25 protein-coding genes are annotated in these 25,371 nt (G+C 71.7%); 3 read left to right on the forward strand and 22 right to left on the reverse strand.

Translation table 11 applies throughout. From position 1 onward, the window contains the following. Positions 1–49: 49 nt before the first annotated feature. From ACFRCG_RS19405 to ACFRCG_RS19420, 4 genes are all read right to left on the reverse strand, one after another. Positions 50–391 carry an Lsr2 family protein gene (locus ACFRCG_RS19405; RefSeq protein WP_078976589.1) on the reverse strand — a complete coding sequence of 114 codons (342 nt, stop codon included), beginning with the start codon at positions 389–391 and terminating at the stop codon, positions 50–52. 233 nt (positions 392–624) lie between these two features. Next, positions 625–1,134 carry an amino-acid N-acetyltransferase gene (locus ACFRCG_RS19410; RefSeq protein ID WP_380033033.1) on the reverse strand — a complete coding sequence of 170 codons (510 nt, stop codon included), beginning with the start codon at positions 1,132–1,134 and terminating at the stop codon, positions 625–627. Positions 1,135–1,413: 279 nt separating this feature from the next. Continuing rightward, the gene (locus ACFRCG_RS19415) at positions 1,414–1,932 is read right to left on the reverse strand and encodes a DUF11 domain-containing protein (RefSeq protein ID WP_380033034.1); all 519 of its coding nucleotides are present in this window, start codon (positions 1,930–1,932) and stop codon (positions 1,414–1,416) included. 163 nt (positions 1,933–2,095) lie between these two features. Next, positions 2,096–2,452, reverse strand: a complete 357-nt coding sequence (locus tag ACFRCG_RS19420) for a BlaI/MecI/CopY family transcriptional regulator (RefSeq protein WP_380033036.1) — start codon at positions 2,450–2,452, stop codon at positions 2,096–2,098. A 262-nt stretch (positions 2,453–2,714) separates the two neighbouring features. Between ACFRCG_RS19420 and ACFRCG_RS19425 the strand changes: the two genes are divergently transcribed. Continuing rightward, positions 2,715–3,566, forward strand: coding sequence for a M23 family metallopeptidase (locus tag ACFRCG_RS19425; protein WP_380033038.1), 852 nt, complete (start codon positions 2,715–2,717; stop codon positions 3,564–3,566). Positions 3,567–3,600: 34 nt separating this feature from the next. On the opposite strand, the gene ACFRCG_RS19430 is transcribed toward ACFRCG_RS19425, so the two are convergent. From ACFRCG_RS19430 to ACFRCG_RS19495, 14 genes are all read right to left on the reverse strand, one after another. Further along, on the reverse strand, positions 3,601–4,233 hold the full coding sequence (locus ACFRCG_RS19430; RefSeq protein ID WP_380033040.1) for a GDSL-type esterase/lipase family protein: 633 nt from the start codon (positions 4,231–4,233) through the stop codon (positions 3,601–3,603). Positions 4,234–4,338: 105 nt separating this feature from the next. Further along, entirely contained in the window at positions 4,339–5,847 is a 1,509-nt protein-coding gene (gene lysX, locus ACFRCG_RS19435; protein WP_379999059.1) for a bifunctional lysylphosphatidylglycerol synthetase/lysine--tRNA ligase LysX, read from the reverse strand. 93 nt (positions 5,848–5,940) lie between these two features. Further along, positions 5,941–7,527, reverse strand: coding sequence for a hypothetical protein (locus ACFRCG_RS19440; protein WP_380033042.1), 1,587 nt, complete (start codon positions 7,525–7,527; stop codon positions 5,941–5,943). A 179-nt stretch (positions 7,528–7,706) separates the two neighbouring features. Then, positions 7,707–9,230, reverse strand: a complete 1,524-nt coding sequence (locus tag ACFRCG_RS19445) for an LAETG motif-containing sortase-dependent surface protein (RefSeq protein WP_380033043.1) — start codon at positions 9,228–9,230, stop codon at positions 7,707–7,709. Between the two features lie 143 nt (positions 9,231–9,373). Then, positions 9,374–10,366: a hypothetical protein gene (locus ACFRCG_RS19450; RefSeq protein WP_380033045.1), complete on the reverse strand. Its 993-nt coding sequence runs from the start codon at positions 10,364–10,366 to the stop codon at positions 9,374–9,376. A 92-nt stretch (positions 10,367–10,458) separates the two neighbouring features. Beyond that, a complete protein-coding gene (locus ACFRCG_RS19455) occupies positions 10,459–11,247 on the reverse strand; it encodes a type III pantothenate kinase (protein ID WP_380033046.1) in 789 nt (262 codons plus the stop codon). A 102-nt stretch (positions 11,248–11,349) separates the two neighbouring features. Then, complete coding sequence (gene nadC, locus ACFRCG_RS19460; protein WP_380033048.1) at positions 11,350–12,240, reverse strand: carboxylating nicotinate-nucleotide diphosphorylase; 891 nt, start codon at positions 12,238–12,240, stop codon at positions 11,350–11,352. Continuing rightward, the gene (locus tag ACFRCG_RS19465; protein WP_380033219.1) at positions 12,237–13,865 is read right to left on the reverse strand and encodes an L-aspartate oxidase; all 1,629 of its coding nucleotides are present in this window, start codon (positions 13,863–13,865) and stop codon (positions 12,237–12,239) included. Before ACFRCG_RS19465 ends, nadC begins: the two co-directional genes overlap by 4 nt. A gap of 17 nt (positions 13,866–13,882) precedes the next feature. Beyond that, positions 13,883–14,314, reverse strand: coding sequence for an aspartate 1-decarboxylase (gene panD, locus ACFRCG_RS19470; RefSeq protein ID WP_380033050.1), 432 nt, complete (start codon positions 14,312–14,314; stop codon positions 13,883–13,885). Beyond that, positions 14,311–15,171, reverse strand: a complete 861-nt coding sequence (gene panC / locus ACFRCG_RS19475) for a pantoate--beta-alanine ligase (protein WP_380033052.1) — start codon at positions 15,169–15,171, stop codon at positions 14,311–14,313. Before panC ends, panD begins: the two co-directional genes overlap by 4 nt. Next, positions 15,168–16,106 (reverse strand): Rossmann-like and DUF2520 domain-containing protein, encoded by a 939-nt coding sequence (locus ACFRCG_RS19480; protein WP_380033053.1) that lies wholly within the window; start codon positions 16,104–16,106, stop codon positions 15,168–15,170. Before ACFRCG_RS19480 ends, panC begins: the two co-directional genes overlap by 4 nt. Before the next feature lie 64 nt (positions 16,107–16,170). Further along, positions 16,171–16,608 (reverse strand): hypothetical protein, encoded by a 438-nt coding sequence (locus ACFRCG_RS19485; RefSeq protein ID WP_380033055.1) that lies wholly within the window; start codon positions 16,606–16,608, stop codon positions 16,171–16,173. A 217-nt stretch (positions 16,609–16,825) separates the two neighbouring features. Then, positions 16,826–18,007: a cytochrome P450 gene (locus ACFRCG_RS19490; protein WP_380033057.1), complete on the reverse strand. Its 1,182-nt coding sequence runs from the start codon at positions 18,005–18,007 to the stop codon at positions 16,826–16,828. A 34-nt stretch (positions 18,008–18,041) separates the two neighbouring features. Beyond that, on the reverse strand, positions 18,042–18,500 hold the full coding sequence (locus tag ACFRCG_RS19495) for a 2,4'-dihydroxyacetophenone dioxygenase family protein (RefSeq protein WP_380033059.1): 459 nt from the start codon (positions 18,498–18,500) through the stop codon (positions 18,042–18,044). 211 nt (positions 18,501–18,711) lie between these two features. On the opposite strand from ACFRCG_RS19495, the gene ACFRCG_RS19500 reads away from it, so the two are divergent. After that, complete coding sequence (locus tag ACFRCG_RS19500) at positions 18,712–19,521, forward strand: SDR family NAD(P)-dependent oxidoreductase (protein ID WP_160161536.1); 810 nt, start codon at positions 18,712–18,714, stop codon at positions 19,519–19,521. 57 nt (positions 19,522–19,578) lie between these two features. Here ACFRCG_RS19500 and ACFRCG_RS19505 read toward each other — a convergent pair whose 3' ends face one another. From ACFRCG_RS19505 to ACFRCG_RS19515, 3 genes are all read right to left on the reverse strand, one after another. Then, positions 19,579–20,277 (reverse strand): response regulator transcription factor, encoded by a 699-nt coding sequence (locus tag ACFRCG_RS19505; protein ID WP_078976573.1) that lies wholly within the window; start codon positions 20,275–20,277, stop codon positions 19,579–19,581. Next, on the reverse strand, positions 20,274–21,506 hold the full coding sequence (locus tag ACFRCG_RS19510) for a sensor histidine kinase (protein ID WP_380033061.1): 1,233 nt from the start codon (positions 21,504–21,506) through the stop codon (positions 20,274–20,276). Before ACFRCG_RS19510 ends, ACFRCG_RS19505 begins: the two co-directional genes overlap by 4 nt. 118 nt (positions 21,507–21,624) lie before the next feature. Beyond that, the gene (locus ACFRCG_RS19515; RefSeq protein ID WP_380033063.1) at positions 21,625–22,803 is read right to left on the reverse strand and encodes a sensor histidine kinase; all 1,179 of its coding nucleotides are present in this window, start codon (positions 22,801–22,803) and stop codon (positions 21,625–21,627) included. 107 nt (positions 22,804–22,910) lie between these two features. Here ACFRCG_RS19515 and ACFRCG_RS19520 point away from each other — a divergent pair, with 107 nt between their 5' ends. Then, positions 22,911–23,876: an SAM-dependent methyltransferase gene (locus tag ACFRCG_RS19520; protein WP_380033065.1), complete on the forward strand. Its 966-nt coding sequence runs from the start codon at positions 22,911–22,913 to the stop codon at positions 23,874–23,876. Between the two features lie 239 nt (positions 23,877–24,115). On the opposite strand, the gene ACFRCG_RS19525 is transcribed toward ACFRCG_RS19520, so the two are convergent. Beyond that, the gene (locus tag ACFRCG_RS19525; RefSeq protein WP_379999026.1) at positions 24,116–25,369 is read right to left on the reverse strand and encodes a CaiB/BaiF CoA transferase family protein; all 1,254 of its coding nucleotides are present in this window, start codon (positions 25,367–25,369) and stop codon (positions 24,116–24,118) included. Positions 25,370–25,371 lie beyond the last annotated feature (2 nt).

Genomic DNA, 25,371 nt, shown 5'->3' on the forward strand with positions numbered 1-25,371 from the left:
CCCCCGGTACGTACCGGGGGAGGGCACCGCTCGTCGACGGCGTCGGCGATCAGGCGTGGGCCTTCTCGTAGGCGTCGCGGATGTTGCCCGGCACACGACCGCGCTCACTCACGTCGTAGCCGTTCTCCTTGGCCCAGGCGCGAATCTTGGCGGTGTCGCCCGAGGCGGCACCGCCCTTGACCACCTGGCGAACACCGCGACGGGCGGCGACCCGGCCACCGGTCTTGCGGCCGGCGTCGACGTAGGCCGTCAGCGCCGCGCGAAGCTGCTCTGCGTGCGTGGCGCTCAGGTCGATCTCGTAGGAGACACCGTCGAGCGCGAACGTCACCGTCTCATCGGCCTTGCCGCCGTCGAGGTCGTCAACGAGAAGAATCTGGACCTTCTGTGCCACCAGGATTCCCTTTCATCGGGAGGGTTCACAACGAGCTCAAGAAAAGGAAACCGCTTTCTGCGGGAAAATACAAACCCACGGGCGCGGAACCCCGTCGAGTCGGCAATACGTTACCGGGTTTGTGGTCACGACTTCACCGCACACCACACCGCCGCGGGCAAGAAGCGTCAAGGGGTTCGCCGACACCGGTCGCGCGATCTCCGCCACACTCGTCCGGTCTACGCGGATCGAGATCACTGCCAGAGATGGAGCAGCATCCGCGTGTTGCCAAGGGTGTTGGGTTTGACGCGTTCCAGATCCAGAAACTCGGCCACGCCCTCGTCGTACGAACGCATCAGTTCACTGTAGACATCGCCGTCGATCGGTGTCTCCTCGATCTCGACGAAGCCGTGCTTCGCGAAGAAGTCGACCTCGAAGGTCAAGCAGAATATCCGTCGAACACCCAGCCAACGCGCGGTCTCCAGAAGTTTGCTGAGCAAGAGGTGGCCCACACCGTGTCCGGTACACGCCGGATCCACCGCGAGAGTGCGCACCTCGGCGAGGTCTTCCCACATCACGTGCAGGGCCCCGCAGGCGACCACCTCGCTGTCGTCGTCCCTCTCGGCGACCCAAAACTCCTGCACGTCTTCGAAGAGGGTGACCGTGGGTTTGTCGAGAAGGATGCGTAGCCCCACGTACCCATCCACAAGACGCCGAATGGCCCGCACATCGGACGTTCTGGCACGTCGGATCGTCACTTCCATGGGCTGACGCTATCGCGATCACGATAGGCGTCGCCGCTCCGCCCGGTTTACCACCGATCCGCCCCGGTGCCGGCGGAAACACCCGGATGGACACGCGAAGGCCCGGGCGAGGTTTCCCACCGCCCGGGCCACACGTTCTTCATACATGCGGTGCCGAGATCCGGTGCCCGGATCCGGCGCCGACAACATCCGACGCGACATCCGGAGCCGATAGCCCCGGCTTCCGAACCGTGCCCTTGTGGAGTGATCAGGCCGGATATGGACGGATTTCCCCGGCCATTACCGTGTCCGGGAATCGGCCACGCGCGTGCTCGCACAGGACGCCTCGGCGTCGTCGGTACAGGCGTTGCGGATCACCGGCTTGGCACCGGGCGCGCTGACGAAACTCGATCTCGCGATCATCTCGGATCCGGCCGCGCCTTCCGACACGGTGAGCACGAGAATCAGCGAGACCTCGGTACCGGGCTTGATCCGGCCGGTCTTCCACACTCCGGTGGCGCTGTCGAATTCACCCTGCGAGGGCTTGGATTCGACCGGTTTCGCGCCCGCCGGCAACGCGTTGCGCACGATCGCCGACTTCGCCTCGGCGCCGCCGCCGTTTCGCACGGTCACCGTGTGGGTGAGCCGGTCGCCGGGCTTGGCCTGTGCCGGGTCGGCCACGCGGCGCAGTTCCAGCTTCGGCGGCGCGGGGGTGGCGGCGGCCGTACCGACCGTGGCCGGGTCCGCGCCCACCACGACGGCCGCCCCGACCGCGACCGCCACGAGGGCACGTCCCGCTCGGGTTTTCGCTCGCATCATGTCGGCCCACTTTCCGTTCCACCGCGCGGAGGTCCGCTTTTCTTACGTAGATCATTAATACGATTACGCAGAGTTGCGCCCCGAAGACGCTGCGGATTGCGCCGAACGAATTAACAAGGCCTCCGATCAGCCCAGGGAAGTGCCGAAGATCGCGCGAATCGGCTCACGGCAGCGCGACTCGCAGCGCGTCGCGCAACACCTCGATCTGTTCGGGCGTCATGCCCTCGACGAAGTGCACCAGGGCGCCGGCTCGACCACCGCCGAAGATCCAGTCGTCGCGCATCAACTCGGCGGTATGGGCGTCGCGCGAGTACACCGCTTCGTAGAGATAGGCCCGACCGACCAACTCGCGGCGCAGCAGTCCCTTGCGGAACAGTTTGTCGAGCACGGTCATCACCGTCGTATAGGCGGGCTCACGATCGGGCAGCAGCGCCTCCTGCACCTCGCGTACCGACGCGGGGCTGTTGCGCCGCCAGATCCGGAGCATCACCTGGGCTTCGAGTTCGCCTAGTCGATTCATGTCCCGCCCTTCGGGAAACCTCGTCGGGCCGTGAACTGCGTCACGCCTGCCGCGATGTCTCCTATGCGGCGTCGTAGGGGGAACCTCGTCCGAGTTCGCCCGATTTCAAACCGGGGCCTTCGGTCCGGCGGATCGGAGCCGGGCGCGGGTGCGGGTTTTGCTACTACGCGGTGACGTAGTGTCCACTCCGTTACGACTTGGTGGATATGCGGGGGATTGTTACCACTGGTGTCGGCCCCGTCGTCGACACCCCGAGGTATTCGTGCCGCACTCCCCCGCCACCCCGCCCACCGAAGTCCCCGCCACGCCTGTCGACCGCCGCACCCGGTTGCGCGGCGCGCGTCCGGGTCGGGCGGTCGTCGTGGTCTCCGGCCTCGCGCTACTGGCCGTGGCGGTCACCGCCGGCGTCCAGGGCACGGGGGCGGACTCGACCGGGAAGCGGGCGGCCGACGCGGCGAGCGCGGATCCGGAGACGGCGCGACGGCTCGCCGATCGTGGCGCGGACGTCGCGGCCCGCTCCGAGGAGCGCTCGACGCTCGGCGCGGCCGGGTCGGCGGAGGCGGCCCGCCAGGCCCGCGAGACGCGCGAGGCGGAGCAGGCGGCCGCCGAGGCCGAGCAGGCCCGGGAAGTCGAGCGCGCGACACAGGCGGCGCAGGCCGAGCGAGAGGCGCAGGCCGAGCGGGATGCCGCGGCGCGGGCGGACGCGGAGCGGGCCGCCTCGGGGTGGGTCCTGCCGACCTCGGACTACACGCTGACCGGCCGCTTCGGCAACAGCGGCGCACGCTGGGCGCACACGCACACCGGCCTGGACTTCGCCGCCTCCTCGGGCACCCCGATCCGCGCCGCCGCGGCCGGGACCATAACCTCCGCCGGCCCGGCCGGCGCCTTCGGCAACCGCATCGTGCTCACCCACCCCGACGGCACCCGGACCTGGTATTGCCACCAGTCGCGGTTCGCCAAGACCTCCGGCTCGGTGGCCGCGGGCGAGGTGATCGGCTACGTGGGCACGACCGGCAACTCGACCGGCCCGCACCTGCACTTCGAGGTGCACCCCGACGGCGGCGCGGCCGTGGACCCGAACACGTGGCTGACCGGCCGGGGCGTCAAGCCCTGACCGGACGACGGGCGCGGCGGGTCGGCCGCCGCGCTCAGCGCCCCGGGGCCAGCGAGTCCAACCAGTCCCACCAGCCGCCGTCGGCGATCAGCGCGGCGAGTTTGGCGTAGCCCACCGCGTCGCAGTGCGCGCCGTCGCCGTACGCCTCGATGCCGGCCCACCACTGCGGGTCCTCGCGCAGCGCGCGCTGTATCGGCACGAACGGGATGCCCCGCGCGGCGCAGGTCTTGGCGTAGGCGTCCTCCAGCGCGAGCGCGGCCTCGCCGTGGTCCCGCTCGCCGGGCACGGGCGGCGCGCCGACCACCAGGCAGGTCCAGCGGGCGCCGGTCGCGGTGTCCAGTATCGCGTCGAGGTTGGCGACGCTGTCGGCGTGGGCGACCCGGCGGCGGCCGTTCTCGATCCGCACGTCGTTGACGCCGAACGCGAAGACCATGCCGGTGCCGTCGGCGTGCCGCATCCTCGGTACGGCCTCGCCGTACCAGCGCTCGGCGACGTCGGCCGAGGTCTCGTACCGCACGCCCAGGTTGTACGCGGTCACCTGCCGGCCCCGGCGACGGGACTCGGCCGCGAGGCGGCCGACCCATCCGCCGCCGGAGAGGTCGCCGACACCTTGTACGAACGAGTCACCGGCGACGCAGATCCGGAGATCGGGGGCTGCTGCTTCCATGCGGCCGACCCTATGCGTACGAACGGGTGACGCGCCCGGAAATGCGACAGGAGCCCCCTCGGGGGCGACGGACCGTCACCGCCGAGGGCGCTCGCACCGAGTCGATCAGTCGGTGGTCGGCTTCACCAGCGGGAACAGGATCGTCTCGCGGATGCCGCGACCGGTGAAGGCCATGATCATCCGGTCGATGCCCATGCCCACGCCGCCGCTCGGCGGCATCGCGAACTCCAGCGCGCGCAGGAAGTCCTCGTCGATCCGCATGGCCTCGACATCGCCGCCCGCGGCGAGCAGCGACTGCTCGGTGAGCCGCCGGCGCTGCTCGACCGGGTCGACCAACTCGGAGTAGCCGGTACCCAGTTCCATGCCGAAGCCGATCAGGTCCCACTTCTCCGCGACGCCGGCGACACTGCGGTGCTGGCGAGTCAGCGGCGATGTCTCGATCGGGTAGTCGCGAACGAAGGTCGGCTCGATCAGGGTGTGCTCGACCAGCGCCTCGAAGATCTCCTGGACGAGCTTGCCCTGGCCCCAGGACTTGTCGTATTCGATCTCGCGGGCGTCGGCGAGCTTGCGCACGGCCTCGATCGGCGTCTCGGGGGTGACCTCCTCGCCGAGCGCCTCGGAGACCGAGCCGTAGACGGTGATCTCGCGCCAGTCGCCGGAGATGTCCACCTCGCGGTCGCCGTAGCGGAAGATCTGCGAGCCGAACACGTCCTGCGCGACGTGCTGGTAGACCTCGCGGGTGAGGGTGGCCACCGTGTTGTAGTCGCCGTACGCCTCGTACGCCTCGAGCATGGTGAACTCGGGGTTGTGCGTCGAGTCCGCGCCCTCGTTGCGGAAGTTGCGGTTGATCTCGAAGACCTTCTCGGCGCCGCCGACGACCAGGCGCTTGAGGTACAACTCCGGCGCGATGCGCAGGTACAGGTCCATGTCGTACGCGTTGATGTGGGTCACGAACGGGCGCGCGGTGGCGCCGCCGTGCACCGGCTGCAACATCGGCGTCTCGACTTCCAGGAAGTCCCTGGCGTCGAACCACTCGCGAATGGCGCGCACGATCCGGCTGCGGGTGCGCAGGATCGCCCGCGACTCGTCGTTGACGATCAGGTCGACGTAGCGCTGGCGGACCCGGGCCTCGGGGTCGGTCAGGCCCTTGTGCTTGTCCGGCAGCGGACGCAGGCACTTGGACGTGATCGCCCAGGAGTCGACCATGATCGACAACTCGCCGCGCCGGGAGGTGATCACCTGGCCCTCGACGCCGACGTGGTCGCCCAGGTCGACGTCGCTCTTCCAGGCGGCCAGCGACTCGGCGCCGACGCCGTCCAGCGAGACCATCACCTGGATGTCGCCATCGCCGTCGCGCAGCGTGGCGAAGCACAGCTTGCCGCCGGTGCGGTACAGCACGACCCGGCCGGTGACGCCGACCCGACGCCCGGTCTCCACATCGGCTTCGAGACCGTCGAACTCCGCACGCAGCGCGCCCACCGTGGTGGTGCGGGGGAAGCCGACCGGGTACGGGTCGGTCCCCTCCGCCCGAAGCCGGTCGAGCTTGTCGCGGCGAACCCGCATCTGCTCGGGAAGGTCGTCGATCTGCGGCTGCGCTGCGCTCTGCTCGGTCACGGGACAAGGCTACCGACCAGCCGTCCGACCCTCGAACCGGTTCTCCCCGGTCAGGGCGAGCCGCCCCCGGCGCCCCGACCGAAGGCCCGGCCGTCACTCGGCGGGTGGGCTGGGCGATCCGGCGGCGCCGGCGCGGGACGCCCGGTGGCGCCGGTATCCGACGAAGCCGATGGCCGCGACCGCGAGAGCGGCCACGGCCCAGCGGGCGGCCAGTGCCGCGGTCGACAGGCCGCCGGAGGTGGAGGTGGCGCCGGTTTCGGGGATTGTCGGCGGCGGGTCGGCCTCGTCACTCCGCATCGGCTCGGGTGTCCCGAGGGTCGGGGGAGTCCCGGGGGCCGCGGGGAAGGCGATGTGCACGAAGTGGCCCGGCGTCGTCCCCGTCCCCGTGATGCTCACCTGCACGCTGCCGCCCGAGCCGGGTTGCGCCATTGCCTGCATGCGGTAATCGACACTCTCGCCCGCGGCCAGATCCGCGATCACCCGACATGTGTAGGCACGCGGGCCCGGGCTCTGCGGTTGGCAGAGCTTGCTGCCCGCCGCCCCGATGTTCGGAGGCAGGTTCACGCTCACGTCGAGGAGGTGCCCGTACGCCGGACCCGGGCTCACATTCCGCACCCGGACGGAAAAGTCGACGTAGGTCGCCGAAGAGCCCATGCCGACGGGGTGGGTGTCCACGACGACGCCGTCGGACAGCGCGAAGTCGGCCCGGACGGAGCGAATGTCCATCCGCTCGTTCCACTTGGGGTCGTAGAGGTCGCCGAAGGGGCGGTAGAGAGCGCCGTCGAGCCTGTCGACCTCGGTGAAGACGAGCGCGGGTCCGTCGCCACGACGGGCTCGACCGTGCCGAGCCAGCCAATCGTCGAGGTTTCGCCGCTCGAAGTTCCGCACCTCGACGGTGAAGTGCGAGGCGACGACGTCTTGCTCGACGCCGAGGCCGACGCGACTCGTCGGCCGATATGTGGTCTGGGCGCTGAAGGGTCCGGTGGCCACACACAGGGCCTCGGGTGGTTCCCCGCCGTCGGCGGACGAGTAGTAGCAGTTGCCGAACCGCTCGCGAAAGTCGACGCCCGGTCCCGTTCGCATGTGCACGACGAGGTCCCCGACGGCCTGGTCGTCCTTGTTGCGGAACATGGGTGCGGCATCGACCGTTCCGTCGGCCTGCACCGGCACGGGATTCTTCAGCCCGTAGACGTTGGGCGGTGCGGTGTCCTTCGACACCGTGAACTCGGTTTTCGCTACGAGGACTCGCCCGTCGCCGGCCACGACCGTCAGGCCGAATCGCTCCTCGGGAGCCCGCGGCCCGTTGCGGGTACCGACGCGCATCGGCGGCAGTTCGCGGTAGCCGTCGACCGTGCCGACGGGGCAGTCGAGGAGGCCCTCCTCTTCCCTGCCGCATGCCGGCAGGCCCACGCGGTAGTCGGTCATGCGTGTGGTGTCGATCAGGATCCGCACGTCCTCGACGGCGCCGCCGGAGGAGGTCAGCCACAGGTCGAACCCGGAGGTCGGCGCCGCCTCGTTCACCACGACATCGTTGATCGTGATGTGGGAGGACACGAAACCGAGGGTCAGGGTCGGTCCGGCGGCGCGCGCCGGGGGCACCGCGGCACCGGCACCGAGCAGCACGAACGCGGCGACGATCACCACGAGGGCTCGCGCACGGGACAGGCAGGTGTGGAGCACGACGATCCCCCAGGCTCGACCGGACGAGGTGAGCGTACGACCCCACGATCGACGAGGTCCTGTGGCCGGTCGCGACCCGCACCACCGTACGCCCCACCCGAAGTCCTTCCGGCCCGACGGCCGTTGGCACTCGAAGGGCGGGGCCGCAGCCGGCGACCCCGCCCTCGCTCGGTGTTCGCTCAGGCCGCGAGGCCCGCGTTACGACGCCGCCGGACGACGAGGAACGCGCCGCCGCCGAGCGCGAACAGCGCGACGGCGCCGCCGATGATCAGCGTCGTGGACGACGAGTCGGAGCCGGTGTTCGCAAGCTCCGTGCCATTGCCGCCGCCGGTCGCGGCCGAACCACCGGAGGTGGCGCCCTCCTTGGCGGTGAAGACCATGTCCACGAGCGGAACCGCGCCCGCGACGGTGTGGATGCCGCCCTTCGCGTCGGTCAGGCCCTTGGCGAGCTTGACCTTGAAGGTGAACTCGCGGGTCGTGCCGACCTTCCACGGCTCGCCCTCGGGGAGTTCGCAGCCGTAGATGTCCGCGCCGGCCGCCTTCAGGGGAGCCAGTGAGTCGTCGATCGCGGCCAACGAGCCGTGCGAGCACTCCTTGGGCACGCCCGAGACCTGGACGCCCTTGGGGAACGCGATACCGGCGGCCCTACCGGGACCGCCGGTGCGGAACGAGTTGAGCACGGCCGGTCCGTCGTTCTTCACCACGACCCGGACCGGGACCTCCAGGTCGGGGTCGGCCACGACGGAGATCGGTGGCGTGCTGGTCGTACTCTGCGGCTGGTTCTCCTCCGGCATCACGTCGAACGAACCCGAAGCGTCGCGCTTGTTCGGTGCCTTCGTCGGCGTCGCGGTGAGCTTCAGCGGGCTGCCCGTACCCGGCGACCATCGGATCTCGGGGTCGTTCAGCTGCTTCTCGACCTCGGTGGTCCGGGCGAATTCGTAGTACGCCTGGGCGCCGTAGATGGGGAAGTCCGGTGTCACCCGGTACGGGTATGCCTCCGCCAAGCGGAACGACTCACCGGCCTTGATCGGCCCCTTGAAGTCACAGACGACCACGCTGACGGTGCCGCGCTGCACGCCGTAGCGGCAGTTCTCGTACTTCTTCGCGGGCTCCAGCCCGTACTGGGTACGAGCGATCAGCGAAACGTCGGTGAGCGTGCGATCCCGCACGTTCTCGAACCCCATGGGCACCGAGAACGTGGCGCCGGGCTTTCGCGTACTGGGCGCGTCCTTGTCCAGCACGGCGAAGTCCACGGCATCCCGGTGGACCACGTCGATCTGTTTGCGGTCCGTGACGTCGCTGTAGCGGTCCCTCGCCGCGACTTCGAACATTTCGTGCGAGACCCGCGGATCCGTGACGATCGACGTCACCTTCACCGCGATTTTGGTCTGTCCCACGGGCAGGCTGTCCCACCGGCACATGAACGAATCCCGCGGCCCGGGTTGGCACGGTGCGGGCAACTCGAACTTCAGCGACTTCACGGTCGTCGCGTGGGAGGCGAACTCGGCCCAGACATCGGACAGATGCGTCACGTTCGGCTGGTTCGACTTCAGGTCGAGAGTCACCGTGATGACGGTCGAGGCACCGAGTTCCAGGTCGACCGAATCGGGAGCCGAGATGGTGACCCCCTTGAAGCGGGTGTCCGCAACGGCGGGAGCGGTCACCGATGCCCCGACCAAGGCCACGGCTGCGGCAGCGAACATCGCGGCTTTTCGGGCAGGCGAAACCTGTACCGACAGCAAAAGGATCCCCCCAAGGATCAGCAAAAGGTTGCGTCAGCCTACGGGTCGGTTGGTCGATTGGGCAGGTGATCGAAGATCACGAAACGATCTCGCCACGTTTGAATTCAGCCGGTGCCGGTCTGGAGGATTTCCGGGGTGGGGAGTTGTCCGAGGATGCGGCCCTGGCGGCGATGGGGGATCACCTGGGAGAGGGTTTCCGTCGGCCGGACGTCGACGGCCGGCGGCGTTGTCGGTGCGTCTTCGAGAGTGGATTCCGGTGTGGGTGCTTCGTGTTCGAGAGTCGAGGCTTCGGACCCGTGGGCTCCGGGTTCCCGGACCTCGGGGGCCCGAGTCTCGGGCTCGTGCGCCTCGGGGCCCACGGCTTTCGGCTCGGAGTGCTCCGATCGGGTGGCCTCCGAGGCAGTGGGCTCGGTTGCCTCGGGCTCGACGACTTCCGGCTCCGGCACCGCGGGGTCGGCGGGCCGGGTTGCCTCGGGCTCGACGGCGGCCGGCTCGGGCGGGGCAGGTGCGTGCGCTTCGGTCTCGCGCGTCGTGGGTTGCGCCGGCGCGGGGGGCGGGGTGGGTCGAGCGGTGCCGGCCGTCGAACGCGACGGCGGCGGAGCGGCTGTCGCGCGGCCCGGGATGAGGATGTCCAGCGGGTCCGGGCGGGTGGCGCGGTCGGCTTCGGCGGCGGCTCGGCGGTGGGCGCGGGCGGTGAGGCGTTGTTCGAGGGCGGCCTCGGCCAGACGCGTACACCGGCGCAACAGGGCCGCGCGGCTCGCCCGTTCGCGGGGGCCGCAGGGGAGGTCGACGATCGTGCGCAGCGCGGCCAGGTCCTCGGCCGACGGCACGTGCGCGACCTCCTCCACCGCGTTGCGCAGGCAGGACAGGAACGTGGCCGCGCTCCCCGGCAACGCGGCGCGATAGCGGCGCAGTTCGGCCGTCATGAAGGCGCGCAGCCGCTCCCGCTCGTCGTGCGCCTCGCCGATCGCCCGGCCCAGCAACCAGAAGTCGACCGAGTCGCGCCCGCCGCGCAGCGCGACGGTCAGCGCCCGACGCAGCACCCGCACCTCGTGCGCGCTGAAGGCCATCCCCTGGTCACCATGTGGCGTCGGCATACCACGCACTGTATGCGGCGAGCCGGACAATCCTGCTTATTTCATGCTTGTGTTTTTCCGACTTGGACGGCGAATCCGGGCCCGGGCCGCGCTCAGACCGCCGCGTTGCGCTCGTACACCATCCGCAGCCCGATCAGGGTCAGCCACGGCTCGTGCACGTCGATCACCGACGCCTCGCCCAGGACCAGCGTGGCGAGCCCGCCGGTGGCCACCACCGTGACCGCGTCCGGGTCGTCCGGGGACAACTCGGCCGCCATGCGCTTGACCACGCCGTCCACCTGGCCGGCGAAGCCGTACAGGATGCCGGCCTGCATGGCCTCGACCGTGCTCTTGCCGATCACGCTGCGCGGGCGCATCAGTTCGATCTTGCGCAACTGCGCGCCGCGCGCGCCCAGCGCGTCCACCGAGATCTCGATGCCGGGAGCGATCGCGCCGCCGACGTACTCGCCCTTGGTGCTGACCGCGTCGAACGTGGTCGCGGTGCCGAAGTCGACCACCACGCACGGGCCGCCGTACAACTTGACCGCCGCGAGCGCGTTGATGATCCGGTCGGTACCGACCTCCTTGGGGTTGTCCATCAGGACCGGCACGCCGGTCTTGACCCCGGGTTCGACCACGACCGTGGGAATGTCGCCGTAGTAGCGCCGCACCATGTCCCGCATCTCGTGCAGCACGGACGGCACGGTGGAGCAGATCGCGATGCCGTCGATGCCCTCGGCACCGATCAGCGGATGCTGGCCGAGCAGGCCCGCGAGGACGACCGCGAGTTCGTCGGCGGTCCGCCGGGCCTCGGTCGAGATGCGCCAGTGCTCGACGATCTCGTCACCGTCGAACAGGCCGAGCACGGTATGCGAGTTACCGACGTCGATGGTGAGCAACATCGTGGGCGTCCTTGGTGTTCTGGCTCGGGCCGTGGGGGACGGAGCGCGGCTTCGGAAGGATGGGGAGCGGGGACGGCTGATCCGGTGAACGGTACCGGTCGCTCAGGCGCGCAGATCCACACCGATGTCCAGGATCGGGGCGGAGTGGGTCAGCGCGCCGATCGAGAGGTAGTCCACACCGGTCTCGGCGACCTCGCGGGCGGTCTCCAGGGTGAGCCCGCCACTGGCCTCGAGTCGGGCCCGGCCCGCGACCAGGGCCACCGCCTCGCGCATCTGTCGGGTGCTCATGTTGTCCAGGAGGATCAGGTCGGCACCCGCGTCCAGGACCGGCGGGATCTGCTCGAGGTGGTCCACCTCGACCTCGACGGGAAGGTCCGGGAACGCCGCCCGCACGGCCTTGAACGCCTCCCCGACCCCGCCCGCGGCGACGACGTGGTTGTCCTTGACCATCGCCGCGTCGGACAGCGACATGCGGTGGTTGACCCCGCCGCCGCAGCGCACCGCGTACTTCTCCAACGCGCGCAGACCAGGCGTGGTCTTGCGGGTGTCCCGGATCGCGGCGCCGGTGCCGTCGACCGCGTCCACCCACGCGCGGGTGACGGTGGCCACCCCGGACAGCCGGGAGAGCAGGTTCAGCGCCACCCGCTCCGCGGTGAGCAGCGCGCGGGTGCCCGTCTCGGCGCCGAACAGCACCGTGCCGGGCGCCACCGCGGCGCCGTCGCGGACGTGCCGGGTGACCACGAGGTCGGCGCCGCAGACGAGTTCGAGGACCGCCTCGGCGACCGGCAGGCCCGCGACCACACCCGCGGCGCGGGCGGTGAAGTCGGCGTGCCCGCGCGCGGTTTCCGCGATGGTGGCCACCGAGGTGACATCCACGCCGCCGTTCAGGTCCTCCGCGACGGCGGCGGCCACGAGCGCGGCGACGGCGAGCGGGTCGAGCCCGGCCTCGGCCAGGCGCGCGGTGAGGTCGGCGGACAGCTGGTCGGTGCTCACTCGGTGGACTCCTTCGGTTCGTGGGCCTGATAGGCGACCCGCAGCTCGCCGTCGCGCAGTGTCGTGACCAGATTGCCGCGCCATGCCGTGTCGTCGGGGTCGGGGTGGTCCTCGCGCCAGTGGCAGCCGCGCGTCTCCTCGCGTAGCCGCGCGGCACGAGTGAGCGCGCTCGCGACCAGGTGCAGGTTGGTGGTCTCCCACGTCGACGTGCACGGATCGTCGCTGGTACGCGCCGCGAGGCCGGTCAGCGCGGCCTCGGTCGCGGCCAGCCCGGCCGCGTTGCGCAACACCCCGGCGCCCGAGGTCATCGCGCGTTGCAGCGGCAGGCTCACCGCCTCGCCCAGCAGCCCCGCGGGTGCGCTCGGGGCGACCGGATCGGCGAACGGCGGCAGCTCCCGGGCCAGGTCGGCGGCGATGCGCTCGGCGAAGACCAGGCCCTCCAGGAGCGAGTTGGAGGCGAGCCGGTTGGCGCCGTGCACGCCGGTGCAGGCCACCTCCCCGCAGGCGTACAACCCCGGCACGCTCGTACGGCCGTGCAGGTCGGTGCGGACCCCTCCACTCGCGTGGTGCGCGGCGGGAGCGACCGGGATCGGCTCGGTCACCGGGTCGATCCCGTGCGCCAGGCACGCGGCCAGGATGGTCGGGAAGCGGTGCTTCCACATCTGCGCGCCGAAGTGCCGGCCGTCCAGGTACATGTGCTCGGCGCCGGTCTCGGCCATCCGACGCATGATGCCCTTGGCCACGACGTCGCGCGGGGCGAGTTCGCCGAGCGGATGGCGATCGGTCATGAACCGTACGCCCGCCGCGTCCACGAGGTGCGCGCCCTCGCCGCGGACCGCTTCGGAGACCAGCGGCTGCTGTCCCTCGGCGTCCGGGCCCAACCACAACACGGTGGGGTGGAACTGCACGAACTCCAGGTCGGTGACCTCGGCCCCGGCGCGCAGCGCGAGCGCGACCCCGTCACCGGTGGACACCGAGGGGTTGGTGGTGGACGAGAACACCTGGCCCATGCCGCCGGTGGCGAGCACGACGGCCCGACCCACCGCGGCGCCGACCCCGTCGCGCGCGCCCTCGTCCATCACGTGCAGCGTGACCCCGGCGGCCCGCCCGCTCTCGTCCTTCAACAGGTCGAGCACGAGCGCGTTCTCGATCACCTCGATGTCGGGCAGGGCGTGCACCGCGGCGACCAGCGCGCGCGATATCTCCGCCCCTGTCGCGTCGCCGCCCGCGTGCACGATGCGGTTGCGCAGGTGGCCGCCCTCGCGGGTGAGCAGCACGTCGCCGTCGGGGCCCCGGTCGAACTCGGCGCCGGTGTCGATCAGTCGGCGCACCGCGTCGGGGCCCTCGGTGACCAGTACCCGGACCGCGTCCTCCAGGCACAACCCGGCGCCGGCCACGAGCGTGTCGCGCAGGTGCTGTTCGGGGCTGTCGCCCTCGTCGAGCGCGGCCGCGATCCCGCCCTGCGCCCAGCGGGTGGAGCCCTCGTCGAGCCGGCCCTTGGTCACCAACAACACCCGGCCGGCCCGCCGGGCCCGCAGCGCGACGGTCAGGCCGGCCACGCCGGAGCCGACCACGATGACGTCGGCCCGTACGGTCCAGCCGGGATCGGGCGCGGCCAGGCGCATGGGTTGTGCGGGCGCGTTCACGACGCGGTCCGGGCGGGGGCCACGCGGTCGCCGCGCACGGTCTCCCCGCCGGGCAGCGCCTCGGCCGGGTCGTGCCCGGTGCCGGTGATCGTGTTGGCCGCGTCGACGAACACCACGCGCGGCTTCATCGCCCGCGCCTCGGCGTCGGTGACCTGCGCGTACGCGATGATGATCACCAGGTCGCCGGTGTGCACCAGCCGTGCCGCGGCGCCGTTGATGCCGATCACGCCGGTGCCGCGCGGGCCCGCGATCGTGTACGTCTCCAGGCGGGCGCCGTTGTCGATGTCGACCACGTGCACCAGTTCGCCGGGCAGGATGTCGGCGGCTTCGAGCAGATCCTCGTCGATGGTGATGGATCCGACGTAGTGGAGGTCCGCCTGCGTGATCGTCGCGCGGTGGATCTTGGACTTGAACATCGTGCGCATCATGACCGGGGGACTCCCGTGATCGTCAGGCGGGCGTTGTCGATAAGGCGGGTGGTGCCGACGCGGGCCGCCAGCGCCAGGATCGCCGGGCCGGCGTGGTCCGCGGCCACCGGGGTGAAGTCGTCGGGATCGACCAACTCCACGTAGTCGGGCTCGAGTACGGCCCGCAACACCCCCTCGGCCGCGGCCCGCACCGCCGCCGCGCCGTCGGCGGCGCGCCCGGCGCCCGCGTCGAGCGCACGCCCGAGGGAGAGCGCGATCTCCCGCTCGGACGCGGAGAGATAGCGGTTGCGGCTGGACCGGGCCAGCCCGTCGGGTTCGCGGACGGTGGGCACGCCCACGATCTCGACGGGGAAGTTCAGATCGCGCACCATACGCCGGATCAGCGCCAGTTGCTGGGCGTCCTTCTCGCCGAAGAAGGCGACCTTCGGGTCGGTCAGGTGCAGCAGCTTGGCCACCACGGTGAGCATGCCGTCGAAGTGGCCGGGGCGGGAGGCGCCTTCGAGGACTGAGCCGGTGGGTCCGGCGGTGATCCGCACCTGCGGCTCGCCGCCCGGGTACACCTCGTCCACCGAGGGCGCGAACACCACGTCGGCGCCCGCCCGCGCGCTCACCGCCAGGTCGACGTCCAGGGTGCGCGGGTAGCGGTCCAGGTCCTCCCCCGCGCCGAACTGGAGCGGGTTGACGAACACGGTGACCACCACGTGTCCGGCCGGGCCGACGAACGCGCGCGCGGCGTGGATCAGCGCGGCGTGCCCCTCGTGCAGCGCGCCCATCGTCATCACCACCGCGCGCAGCCCGTGCGGGCGGGTGTCCTCGGCGAGTTCGGCCGCGGTCCGGGCCAGTCGCACATCGGTCACGGTCGGCCTCCCTCGGCCAGTACACCGAGCAGCGCCTCGGCCGCCTCGGCCTTGAGCAGCCCGGCGTTGAGCGCGCGGTCCGCGGTCAGTCGGGCCATCGCCACGTAGGCGGCCAGCGCCTCGGGCGAGACCCGACGCAGCTCGGCCACGTGCGCGGCCACCGTGCCCGCGTCGCCGCGCGCGACCGGACCGGTCAGCGCGTGGTCACCGGCGCGCAGCGCGTTGTCCAGGGCGGCGCCGAGCAGCGGCCCGAGCATCCGGCCCGGGGCCCGCACGCCGGCCGCGCCGAGCAGTTCGATCGACTGCGCGACCAGGGTGACCAGGTGGTTCGCGCCGTTGGCCAGGGCCACGTGGTAGAGCGCGCGGTCCTGCTCCTCGATCCACTCGGGCTCGCCGCCCATCTCCACCACCAGCGCCTCGGCGACCGGTCGCAGCACCTCGGGCGAGGTGACCCCGAAGGAGCAGCCGGCCAGCCGTTCCAGGTCGACGGTGCTGCCGGTGAAGGTCATCACGGGGTGCAGCGCGAGCGGCAGCGCGCCGGCGCGGGTGGCCGGCTCCAGGACCGCGACGCCGTAGCGCCCGGAGGCGTGCACCAAGAGTTGGCCTGCCTTGATCGCCCCGGTCTCGGCCAGACCGTGCACCAGGGCTTCCAGCGCGTCGTCGGGCACGGTCAGCAGGGTCAGGTCGGAGGCCGCGATGACCTCCTGCGGGGTGACCAGCGGGACACCCGGGAGCAGTTCCTCGGCGCGGCGCCGGGACGCCTCGGAGACGCCGGAGGCCGCCACCACCGAGTGCCCGGCGAGGGCCAGGGCGGCGGCGAGGGTCGGGCCGACGCGGCCGGTGCCCACCACGCCCACGCGCAGCCGCGCGGGGCGGTCGGCGGGGTCGGGCGAGCGGCCGTGCGGATACGGGCGTGCGGTGATGTCGTTGTTCACGCGAGCGAGCCTTCCGTTCCAGTCCGCGGCGGGTACCGGACGAGTACTGGCCCGATCAGGGTACTCACGCGCCGGGCGGGCCGGTCCCCGGGATGGTCGGCGGGTGGGCCGGCCGCGGACTCGGCGCCGACCACCGGTAGCGGGAGGCGCCGGCCACGTAGGAGGCCCGCAGGGCGACCTTGCGGCGGATCAGCTCCGGTCCGCGCATGCCGATCGCGCCGATCGCGGTGAGCACGAGGCCGGTCAGCAACATCGTGCCGGTGACCACTCGGGCGACCCGCACGCTGCGCGGACCGCCCTGGGTCTGCAGCGAGTAGGCGGACGGGCTCGCTCCGTCGCCTTTGGGCGCGGATTCCACCGGCGCGACGGCGCTACTGCGCTCGGGTGACGGGGCGGGAGTCGGGCCGGCGTCCAGGGCCCCGGCCGCCGCGACGATCCCGACCGCGGCGACCGCGAGCGCACAGCGGCGTCCCGCGCGTATGACCAGTTGACGGCTGCCCATGGGAAGCCTCCCGGAGACCGGTGCCGATGAAACCGAGTACGAGCCAGTGCGGGCCGGGTACGAGGATTCGGCCCTCTTCGCCTTCCCCGAGTCGATCGTCTATGTGTCCCCTTTCGACCGGTGTCGCATGCCTGTCACGCTCCGGGAAACCGGAAAAAGCGCATGCGGAGGCCCCGGGCGGGCCCGGCCGCCCGGGGTCACCCGCGGTCGTGGTTCGCTACCCCAGCCGCACCGGCAGCCGGGTGAGCGCGTTGTTGAGGTTGGAGCACAACCGCTCGGGCTCGCCGGTCCGCTCGATCACGGGATGCGCCGCGAGCAGCTCCTCGAAGAACACCCGGCCCTCCAGTCGGGCGATGTGCACGCCCAGGCAGAAGTGCTCGGCGAAACCGAAGGACAGGTGCGGATTGGGCCTGCGGGTGATGTCGAAGCGCTGCGGGTCGGCGAAGACCTCCTCGTCGCGGTTGGCCGAGGTGTAGTACATCGCCACCTTCTCGCCCGCCCGGATCCGTACACCGCGCAGTTCGGTGTCCCGGGTGGCGGTGCGGCGGAAGTAGTGCAGCGGGTTGGCCCAGCGCAGGATCTCCTCCACCGCGCCCGGCACCAGCGCCCGATCCGCGCGCAGCGCGGCGAGCTGGTCGGGGTGGGCGAGCAGCGCGTCCAGCCCGGCGGAGAGCATCGTCTTGGTGGTGTCGTTGCCCGCGGTCACCAACTGCACGAAGAACCGGCCGAAGTCGAGGTCGGTCATCATCCGGCCGCCGAACTCGGACTCCAGGATCAGCGACGTGATGTCCGCGCGCGGCTCCTCGATCCGGCGCCGCGCCGCGAAGCCCATCGCGTAGCGGGCCATCTCGATCGCCGCCGTGCCGCCCTCGCCCGCCGTGTTGCGTTCGGCGAGCGCGTGGATGTGGTCCCAGTCCGCGGCCGGCAGGCCCATCAGCTCGCCGATCACCTGGGTCGGCAGCCCGGAGGTGACGTCGTGCACGAACTCGACCTCGCCGCCGCCCACCCGGGTCAGGATCTCCCGGCAGATGGCCCGGATCCGGCCCTCCATGCCGCCGACGACCCGCGCGGTGAAGGACTTGACCAGCGGCTTGCGGTAGGCCCGGTGCCGCGGCGGATCCATCGAGAGCAGTGTGCCGCGCAGCGCCTCCAGGCGGTCCGGTTCGAGGTCCTCGACGAGGATCCCGCCGGCCTCGGCGGAGAAGATCTCGGGGTGCTGCGAGACGTACTCGACGTCGGCGTGCCGCAGCACCGCCCAGTAGCCCGGCTGCCCCGGGATGTCCTGCCAGTACACCGGCCGGGTCCGGCGCAACTCGGCGAACAGCGTGTGCGGCGGGCCGTCCACGTACCGCTCGGGGCGGTACAGGTCCGGTTCGGCCCGCTCGGCGGTGGCGGTCATCGTGCCCCCTCGCAACCTCGACTCGCGGACATCCTCAACCCACCAGCACGTTCGGCCGGCCGAAACCCTGCGCCTCGCACAGCGCGCGGTAGGCCCGCAGGGTGCCGGGACCGTCGGTCACCGAGGTGACGTTCCCGTCCGCGTCCACATTGAGATTGGCGCCGTACATCTGAAACCAGACCCGGGTGTCCGGCTCCACGCAGGTGAGCGTGTGCACCGAACCGGCGGGCTCGTACAGGAACGAGCCGGCCCGGTTGACGTAGTCGTACTCGGCGTACTTCCACGCCCCCGAGGTGGTGTAGCCGTACACGGGTCCGGTGTGCCGGTGCGTCTCGACCGCGAAGCCGGGCTGGAAGACGTTCTCCACGATCCACAGGCCCTCCTCCTCCTTGACGCACAACACCTTGAGCTTGTTGCCGCCGCCGATGTCGACGAACGGCAGGTCGTCGGCACCGAGGTGGACGGCGGGGCGGCCGGGTGCGCTGGTGGTCATGCGATCTCCTTGGTCATGGCGGGTCCCCCGGGACGGGCGCCGCGTCCGCGGCGGCGCGACAGCATGTCTGTAACGGTGTAACAGCATGCCTCGAACGGCGCCGAGTTTCGAGGGCCGCGCAGGATGGGCAACACCATCGATCGCACGCGTACGCGCGGGGACACGTGCGGCGACGGGCGCAGGGGACGGGTACAGGGGATGGGGAGCGCAGATGGGACAGCTCGACGGACGAGTCGCCGTGGTCACCGGCGGCGCCGACGGGATCGGCCGCGCGTGTTGTGAGCGCTTCGCCGAGGAGGGCGCCGACATCGTGGTCGCGGACGTGCGCGACGAGGCCGCGATGGACACCATCGAGGCGGTCGAGAAACGCGGCCGGCGGGCCACCTACATGCACACCGACCCGAGCAGTCCGACCGACACCGGGACGGTGATGCAGCACGCGATCGACACGTTCGGCGCGATCGACGTGCTGGTCACCGCGGCGGGCATCACCACGGCCGACCACGTCGGCGGCCGGCGCCGGCGGGCCGCCCCGGTCGAGTCGGACCCGATCAGGCGGTTCACCGACAGTCCGCTCGCCGAGTGGCAGCGGGTACTGGACGTGAACCTGACCGGCACGCTCCTCGCGGTCCAGGCAGCCGCCCGCTGGATGGTCGCCCAGGGCCGGCGCGGCTCGATCATCACCGTCGCCTCGATCGCCGCGCGCCACCCCGAGACCGGCGGGCCGGGCTACGCGGTGTCCAAGGCGGGCGTGTGGATGCTGACCAAGCAGGCCGCCCTCGCGCTCGGCCCGGCCGGGATCCGGGTCAACGCGATCGGCCCGGGTTTCATCGAGACCAACATGACCGCGGTCCTGCGCGGCGTGCCGGAGCTGGAGCAGCGGCTGCTCGGCAGCGTGCCGCTGGGCCGAATGGGCACCGCGCGCGAGGTGGCCAACGCGGCGCTGTTCCTGGCGAGCGACCAGTCGTCCTACTTCACCGGCGAGATGTTGCACCCGGACGGCGGCTTCTACACCGACTGACCCGGCCGAGCCGGCCGAGGCGACCGGGCGCGCGGGCCGGGCGGTCGGCCCGGGACGCTACCGGCCGCGGGCCTTGACCAGGCCGGTCTCGTACGCCAGCACCACGACCTGGACCCGGTCGCGCAGCCCGAGCTTCATCAGGATCCGACCGACGTGCGTCTTGATGGTGGCCTCGGACAGGAACAGCCGCTGCGCGATCTCCGCGTTGGACAGGCCCTGGGCGACCAGCATCATCACCTCCAGCTCGCGCTCGGTCAGCGCGTCCACCACGTCCGGGCGGGGCTCGTGGTCGCTGGGCAGGATCGGCGCGAACCGGTCGAGCAGGCGCTTGGTCGTGCTCGGCGCCACCACCGCGTCGCCCGAGGCCACCGCCCGGATGCCGGACAGCAGCTCCGGCGGCGGCACGTCCTTGAGCAGGAAGCCGCTCGCCCCGGCCTTGAGCGCGGCGAACGCGTACTCGTCGAGGTCGAAGGTGGTCAGCATGAGCACCTTGGGCCGCACCCGGCCCTCGGGCAGCACCAGGGCGTTCTCCCCGCCGTCCGCGCAGATCCGTCGACACGCCTCGACGCCGTCCATGCGCGGCATCCGCACGTCCATCAGGACCACGTCGACGTCCACGTGCCGCAGCTTGTCGAGCGCCTCGACACCGTCGCCGGCCTCGGCCACCACACTCATGTCCGGCTGCGCCTGCAACACCATGGTGAAGCCGGTCCGCAACAATTCCTGGTCGTCTACCAGCATCACCTTGATGCTCACTGGGCTCCTTGAAGAGTCGTTCGGGACGGGCCTGTGGCGGCGGACGCGGAATCGGGCCGGCCGGCGTAGGGCAGCATCGCACTGACCGACCACCCGCCGCCGACGGTGGGGCCGGTCCGCAACCGGCCGCCCAGCATCGCGACCCGCTCGCGCATGCCGACCAGGCCGTGCCCCATCCCGTCGCCCGGCGCCGCCGCGCCCCGCCCGTCGTCGCTGATCTCCATCTCCAGGCCGGCCTCCCCGTAGCCGACACCGACCTTCGCGGTGACGTCGGGGCCGCCGTGCTTGCGGCTGTTGGTCAGCGCCTCCTGGACGATCCGGTACGCGGTCAGCGCCACGCTCTGCGGCAATTCGACCGGCACGCCCGCGACCGTGAGCTCCACGTTCAGGCCGGTGGTGCGCACCTGCTCGACCAGTTCGTCGAGTTGTTCGACGCCGGGCTGCGGCACGTACGCCTCGGTCTCGCTCTGCGAGCGCAGCACGCCCAGGAGGCGGCGCATCTCGGCCAGCGCCTCGCGTCCGGTCGCCGCGATCGTGCCCAGCGCCTCGCGGGCCCGATCCGGCGCCGCGTCGATCGCGTACGCCGCGCCGTCGGCCTGCACCACCATCACCGACACGTTGTGCGCCACCACGTCGTGCAACTCGCGGGCGATCCGGGCCCGCTCGGCCGCGGCGGCGATCTGCGCCTGCTGGTCGCGCTCGAACTCGAGCCGGGTGGCCCGCTCCTCCAACTCGGCGTAGAACGCCCGACGGGTGCGCATCGAATCGCCCAGCACCCACGCGATGGCGAGCAGGACCACGGTGAACGTCAGGCCGAAGAGGTTGGCCTTGAACGAGGATTCGGCCGAGGAGGGGAACCGGGCGAGCAGTACGGCCGGCCCGATCAGGGTCATCGCCAGGCCGGCCCGGGAGAGCCAGCGCGGGCCCGATTTGGCGGCGGTGTACAACGACACGAGCATCGCGTAGTTGGCGGCGGTGATCGTGTTGTCCCAGACCAGCTGCATCAACCCGCCGACCACGACCAGCGCGGTGGCGGTGAACGGGCGCACCCGGTGCAGCATCATGCCCAGGCTGAGCAGCGTGGTCAGGAGCAACCACCACCATGTGGGGGCGTCCGAGCCCGACCCGTCGGAGAAGACCTGAAGCACACCGAGGCCGAAGACCGGAATCGTGCACACCGAGTCGACCCACAGGGGGTGTGCTCGCAGCCACGCGTAGATTCGTTGCACACTTCGACGCTACGTGGGCCCCGCCCGACGCGCGTCCACCGGCTTACCGAATCACGCCTCCGCCACAAGTCGCACCCCGCGCCGGGCGCGTCTCGCTCCGGATGCCGGCCGGATCGGCTCAGACACCGTCCGCGGGTCGTACCGGCAGCAGCGCGCGCACCTGCCAACCGCCGCCGGGCGCGGGCCCGGTCTCCAGTCGGCCGCCGAACATCGCGACCCGCTCGCCCATTCCGACCAGGCCGTGCCCCATCCCGTCGCCCGGCGCCGCAGCGCCGCGCCCGTCGTCGCCGACGTCCAACTCGACGTCATCGCCCAGGTAGCGCAGCCGCACCAGCGCCTTGACGTTCGGGCCGCCGTGTTTGCGGGTGTTGGTCAGCGCCTCCTGGACGATCCGGTACACGGTCAGCGCCACGCCCTGGGACAGCTCGACCGGCACCCCCTGCACGGTCAGGTCGACCGGGAGGCCGGCGCTGCGGACCCGGTCGAGGAGGTCCTCCAGCTGTTCGACGCCCGGTTGCGGGACGTAGGTGTCGGTCTCGGCCTGCGAGCGCAGCACGCCGAGCAGGCGACGCATTTCGGCCAGCGCCTCGCGCCCGGTCGAGGAGATCGTGCCCAGCGCCTCGCGGGTCAGCTCGGGCGCGTTGTCGAGCGCGTATGCGGCGCCGTCGGCCTGGACGACCATCACCGACACGTTGTGCGCCACCACGTCGTGCAGTTCGCGCGCGATCCGGGCCCGCTCGCCGGCCGCCGCGATCTGCGCCTGCTGGTCCCGCTCGCGCTCCAGCCGATCGGCCCGGTCCTCCAGCTCGACGTAGTAGGCCCGCCGGGTGCGCATCGAGTCGCCCAGCACCCAGCCGATCACGAACGGGCCCATCAGCAGCAGCGTGAAGAAGACCACCCCGGTGGCCCCGACATCCGGGTTGTCCCACCAGCGCAGCACCGCCGCGATCGGCGCGAGCACGGCGGCGACCAGCGCCGTGCGCGAGACCCAGCGCGGGCTGTACGCGGCCGCGCTGTAGGCGATCGCGGGCATCGCCAGTGCCTCCAGGCCCGGCGCCACGTCGTCGAAGAGCTGGAAGATCCCGATCACGAGGGTCGCCACCAGCGCGAGGGTGGGATTGCGCCGGCGGATCAGCAACACCAGCGACATCGCGGCGAGCGCGACCAGGTGCGGCACGTCGGGCGGACCGGGTTGATCGATGATCACCTCGAACGCGCCGAACATGAGCAGCAGCAGCGCCCACGCCCCGTCGACGAGCAGGGGGCGGCCGCGGAGCCAGGCGTACAGGTGATGCACACAGGCAGGGTAGACGGGCACACACGTTCGCCCACACACCGGACGGATCGCCACGGACCCGACCTCGATCACACGGCAGCGTCGGCGGGCCGGTACCGTCGGGTGCGATGGAACGATGGCTGACCTGGCAGGAAGCCACCCGTCGGGCGCTGTACGGAGCAGAGGGCTTCTACCGCCGGGCCGAGGGGCCGGCCGGGCATTTCCGCACCTCGGTACACGCCTCCCCGCTGTTCGCCCGGGCGCTGGCGGACCTCGCGGCGGCCTCGGGCCTGGACACCGTGGTGGACGTGGGCGCGGGGCGCGGCGAGTTGTTGATCGCGCTGTGCCGGATCGCGCCGCATCTGGAGTCGGTCGGCGTCGACGTCGCCGACCGCCCCGAGGTGTTGCCGCCGTCGATCGGGTGGGGGCCGGAGATCCCGGGCGGCCGGAATGTGCTGCTGGTCGCCAACGAGTGGTTGGACAACATCCCCGTCGACGTGGTCGAGGTGGACGCGCGCGGGGTGGTGCGGGTGGTCGAGGTGGACGTGCGCACCGGTCACGAGCGGCTCGGCGCGCCGGTCGGCGGCGAGGACGCGCGCTGGCTGGAGCGGTGGTGGCCGCTGGGGGACGCGCGGCCGGGGCGGCGGGCGGAGATCGGCGCGCCCCGGGACGCGGCGTGGGCGCGGGCGGTCGGGCGGCTGGAGCGGGGGGTCGCGGTCGCGATCGACTACGGGCACGTGGGCGGGGGGCGACCGCCGTACGGGTCGCTCGCGGGGTATCGGCAGGGCCGCCAGGTGCCGCCGGTGCCGGACGGCACGTGCGACGTGACGTGCCATGTGGCGATGGACGCGGTGGCGGCGGCGGGCGAGGCCGCGGGGGCGGGCGGCACGGTCCTGACCACCCAGCGACACGCGCTGCGCGCACTGGGCGTAACCGGGCAACGCCCACCCTACGCACTCGCCCGCACCGACCCGACCGCGTACCTGTCCGCCCTCCGCGACGCGGGCGAAGCCGGCGAACTCACCGCCCGAGGCGGCCTCGGCGACTTCCACTGGCTGACCCAGACAGCACAATTCAGCCCGGCCAGCGTTTGAGGCCGCCCCAACCCAACCGACGCATGAGCCGGGACCGACCGCACAAGCCCACCCCGGCCCGGCCGGCGCTTGAGGCCCGCGTATGGGCGCACCCCATCCAGCCCGGCCGGCGTTTGAGGCCGCCCCAACCCAACCGACGCATGAGCCGGGACCGACCGCACAAGCCCACCCCCACCCGGCCTCGCCCGAGGCCGCGCGGCGTGTGGGCCGGGTGTGGGGCCGGCCCCACGCCGTGGGGGTCAGCTCGCGCCGAGTGCGCCCGCTGCGCGGAGTTCGGCGATCTTGGCCTCGTCGTACCCGAGCAGGTCCGCGAGGACGGCCGCGCTGTGCTCGCCCACCGTCGGCGCCCGCTCCGGCACGGGAAGCGTCTCGCCGACGAACTTGATCGGCGACGGCAACTGCTCGCAGCCGAGCCGATCCTGGCCGATCCACGGGAACCGGTGCCGGAACTGCGGGTCCTCGGCGATCGTCTGCGGCGTGTTCACCGGCGCGATCGGCGTGTTCGCCTCGTTGCCGAACTCGATCCACTCGCGCGCGGTCCGCGTGGCGAAGATGTCCCGCAGAATGCCCCGCAGTTCGACGTTGCCGACCGCGTGGTCCGCGTACTTCGATCCGGGCCAGCGCTCGAACAGGTCGGCCCGGTCCACCGCCTCGCAGAAGTTCTTCCACAACGACTGCTCGGACGCCATGAACAGCACGTGCCGGTCGTCCTTCGTCGCGTAGATCTGGTACCGGACGCCCTTCTCCATGCCACCGGTGCCGGGCGCCCGCCGGGCGTAGCCGTCCGACTTGTTCCCCGTCACCTCGGACTCGGGCCGCTCGTACGCCTTCCAGGTCTCGCTGCGCAGCCAGTCCATCGACGCGGCGGCGTCCGACTGGGCGATGTCGATCATGCCGCCCTCACCGGTGGCCCGGGCCCGGATGATGCCCGCGAGCACGCCGAGCGCGCCGAACATCGGACCGGCGTGGATGCCGATCGAGGCGTGCTCGGGCAGGTACGGGAAGCCGTCCTCGTCGATCGCGGGCTTGACCACCCCCGCCCAGGTGTCGTAGGCCACACCGTGGCTGGGCATGTCCCGGTACGGACCGGTGGCGCCGTAGCCGGAGATCGTGCAGAAGACGATCCTCGGGTTGATCTTCCGTAGGTCCTCGAAGCCGATCCCGCGGCGCGCCAGCCCGCCCGGCCGCATCGCCTCGATCACCGCGTCGGCGTCCTTGACCAGGGCCTTGAAGGTCTCGATCGCCTCCGGCTTGCGCAGGTCCAGCACCAGCGACTTCTTGCCGCGGTTGACGTGGAGGTGCATCAGCGAGGTGCCCTCCACGATCGGCCACGTCATGTCGCGGATGTAGTCCCCCTGCGGCGGTTCGATCTTGATCACCTCGGCGCCGAGGTCCACCAGCGACGAGGTGATCGCGGCCGGTCCCAGCATCGAACATTCGATGATGCGAACCCCCGCGAGCGGGGCCCCACCCTTCGACTCGACCTGACTCATCG

The sequence above is a fragment of the Embleya sp. NPDC056575 genome (assembly GCF_042793325.1).
Taxonomy (GTDB): Bacteria; Actinomycetota; Actinomycetes; order Streptomycetales; family Streptomycetaceae; genus Embleya.

Coding starts and splice junctions, on each gene's coding strand:
- ACFRCG_RS19410 (WP_380033033.1), bottom strand. CDS start 1,134: ATGGAAGTGACGATCCGACGTGCCAGAACGTCCGATGTGCGGGCCATT.
- ACFRCG_RS19415 (WP_380033034.1), bottom strand. CDS start 1,932: ATGATGCGAGCGAAAACCCGAGCGGGACGTGCCCTCGTGGCGGTCGCG.
- ACFRCG_RS19420 (WP_380033036.1), bottom strand. CDS start 2,452: ATGAATCGACTAGGCGAACTCGAAGCCCAGGTGATGCTCCGGATCTGG.
- ACFRCG_RS19430 (WP_380033040.1), bottom strand. CDS start 4,233: ATGGAAGCAGCAGCCCCCGATCTCCGGATCTGCGTCGCCGGTGACTCG.
- ACFRCG_RS19445 (WP_380033043.1), bottom strand. CDS start 9,230: ATGTTCGCTGCCGCAGCCGTGGCCTTGGTCGGGGCATCGGTGACCGCT.
- ACFRCG_RS19450 (WP_380033045.1), bottom strand. CDS start 10,366: ATGCCGACGCCACATGGTGACCAGGGGATGGCCTTCAGCGCGCACGAG.
- ACFRCG_RS19455 (WP_380033046.1), bottom strand. CDS start 11,247: ATGTTGCTCACCATCGACGTCGGTAACTCGCATACCGTGCTCGGCCTG.
- ACFRCG_RS19465 (WP_380033219.1), bottom strand. CDS start 13,865: ATGCGCCTGGCCGCGCCCGATCCCGGCTGGACCGTACGGGCCGACGTC.
- panD (WP_380033050.1), bottom strand. CDS start 14,314: ATGATGCGCACGATGTTCAAGTCCAAGATCCACCGCGCGACGATCACG.
- ACFRCG_RS19485 (WP_380033055.1), bottom strand. CDS start 16,608: ATGGGCAGCCGTCAACTGGTCATACGCGCGGGACGCCGCTGTGCGCTC.
- ACFRCG_RS19490 (WP_380033057.1), bottom strand. CDS start 18,007: ATGACCGCCACCGCCGAGCGGGCCGAACCGGACCTGTACCGCCCCGAG.
- ACFRCG_RS19495 (WP_380033059.1), bottom strand. CDS start 18,500: ATGACCACCAGCGCACCCGGCCGCCCCGCCGTCCACCTCGGTGCCGAC.
- ACFRCG_RS19500 (WP_160161536.1), top strand. CDS start 18,712: ATGGGACAGCTCGACGGACGAGTCGCCGTGGTCACCGGCGGCGCCGAC.
- ACFRCG_RS19520 (WP_380033065.1), top strand. CDS start 22,911: ATGGAACGATGGCTGACCTGGCAGGAAGCCACCCGTCGGGCGCTGTAC.
- ACFRCG_RS19525 (WP_379999026.1), bottom strand. CDS start 25,369: ATGAGTCAGGTCGAGTCGAAGGGTGGGGCCCCGCTCGCGGGGGTTCGC.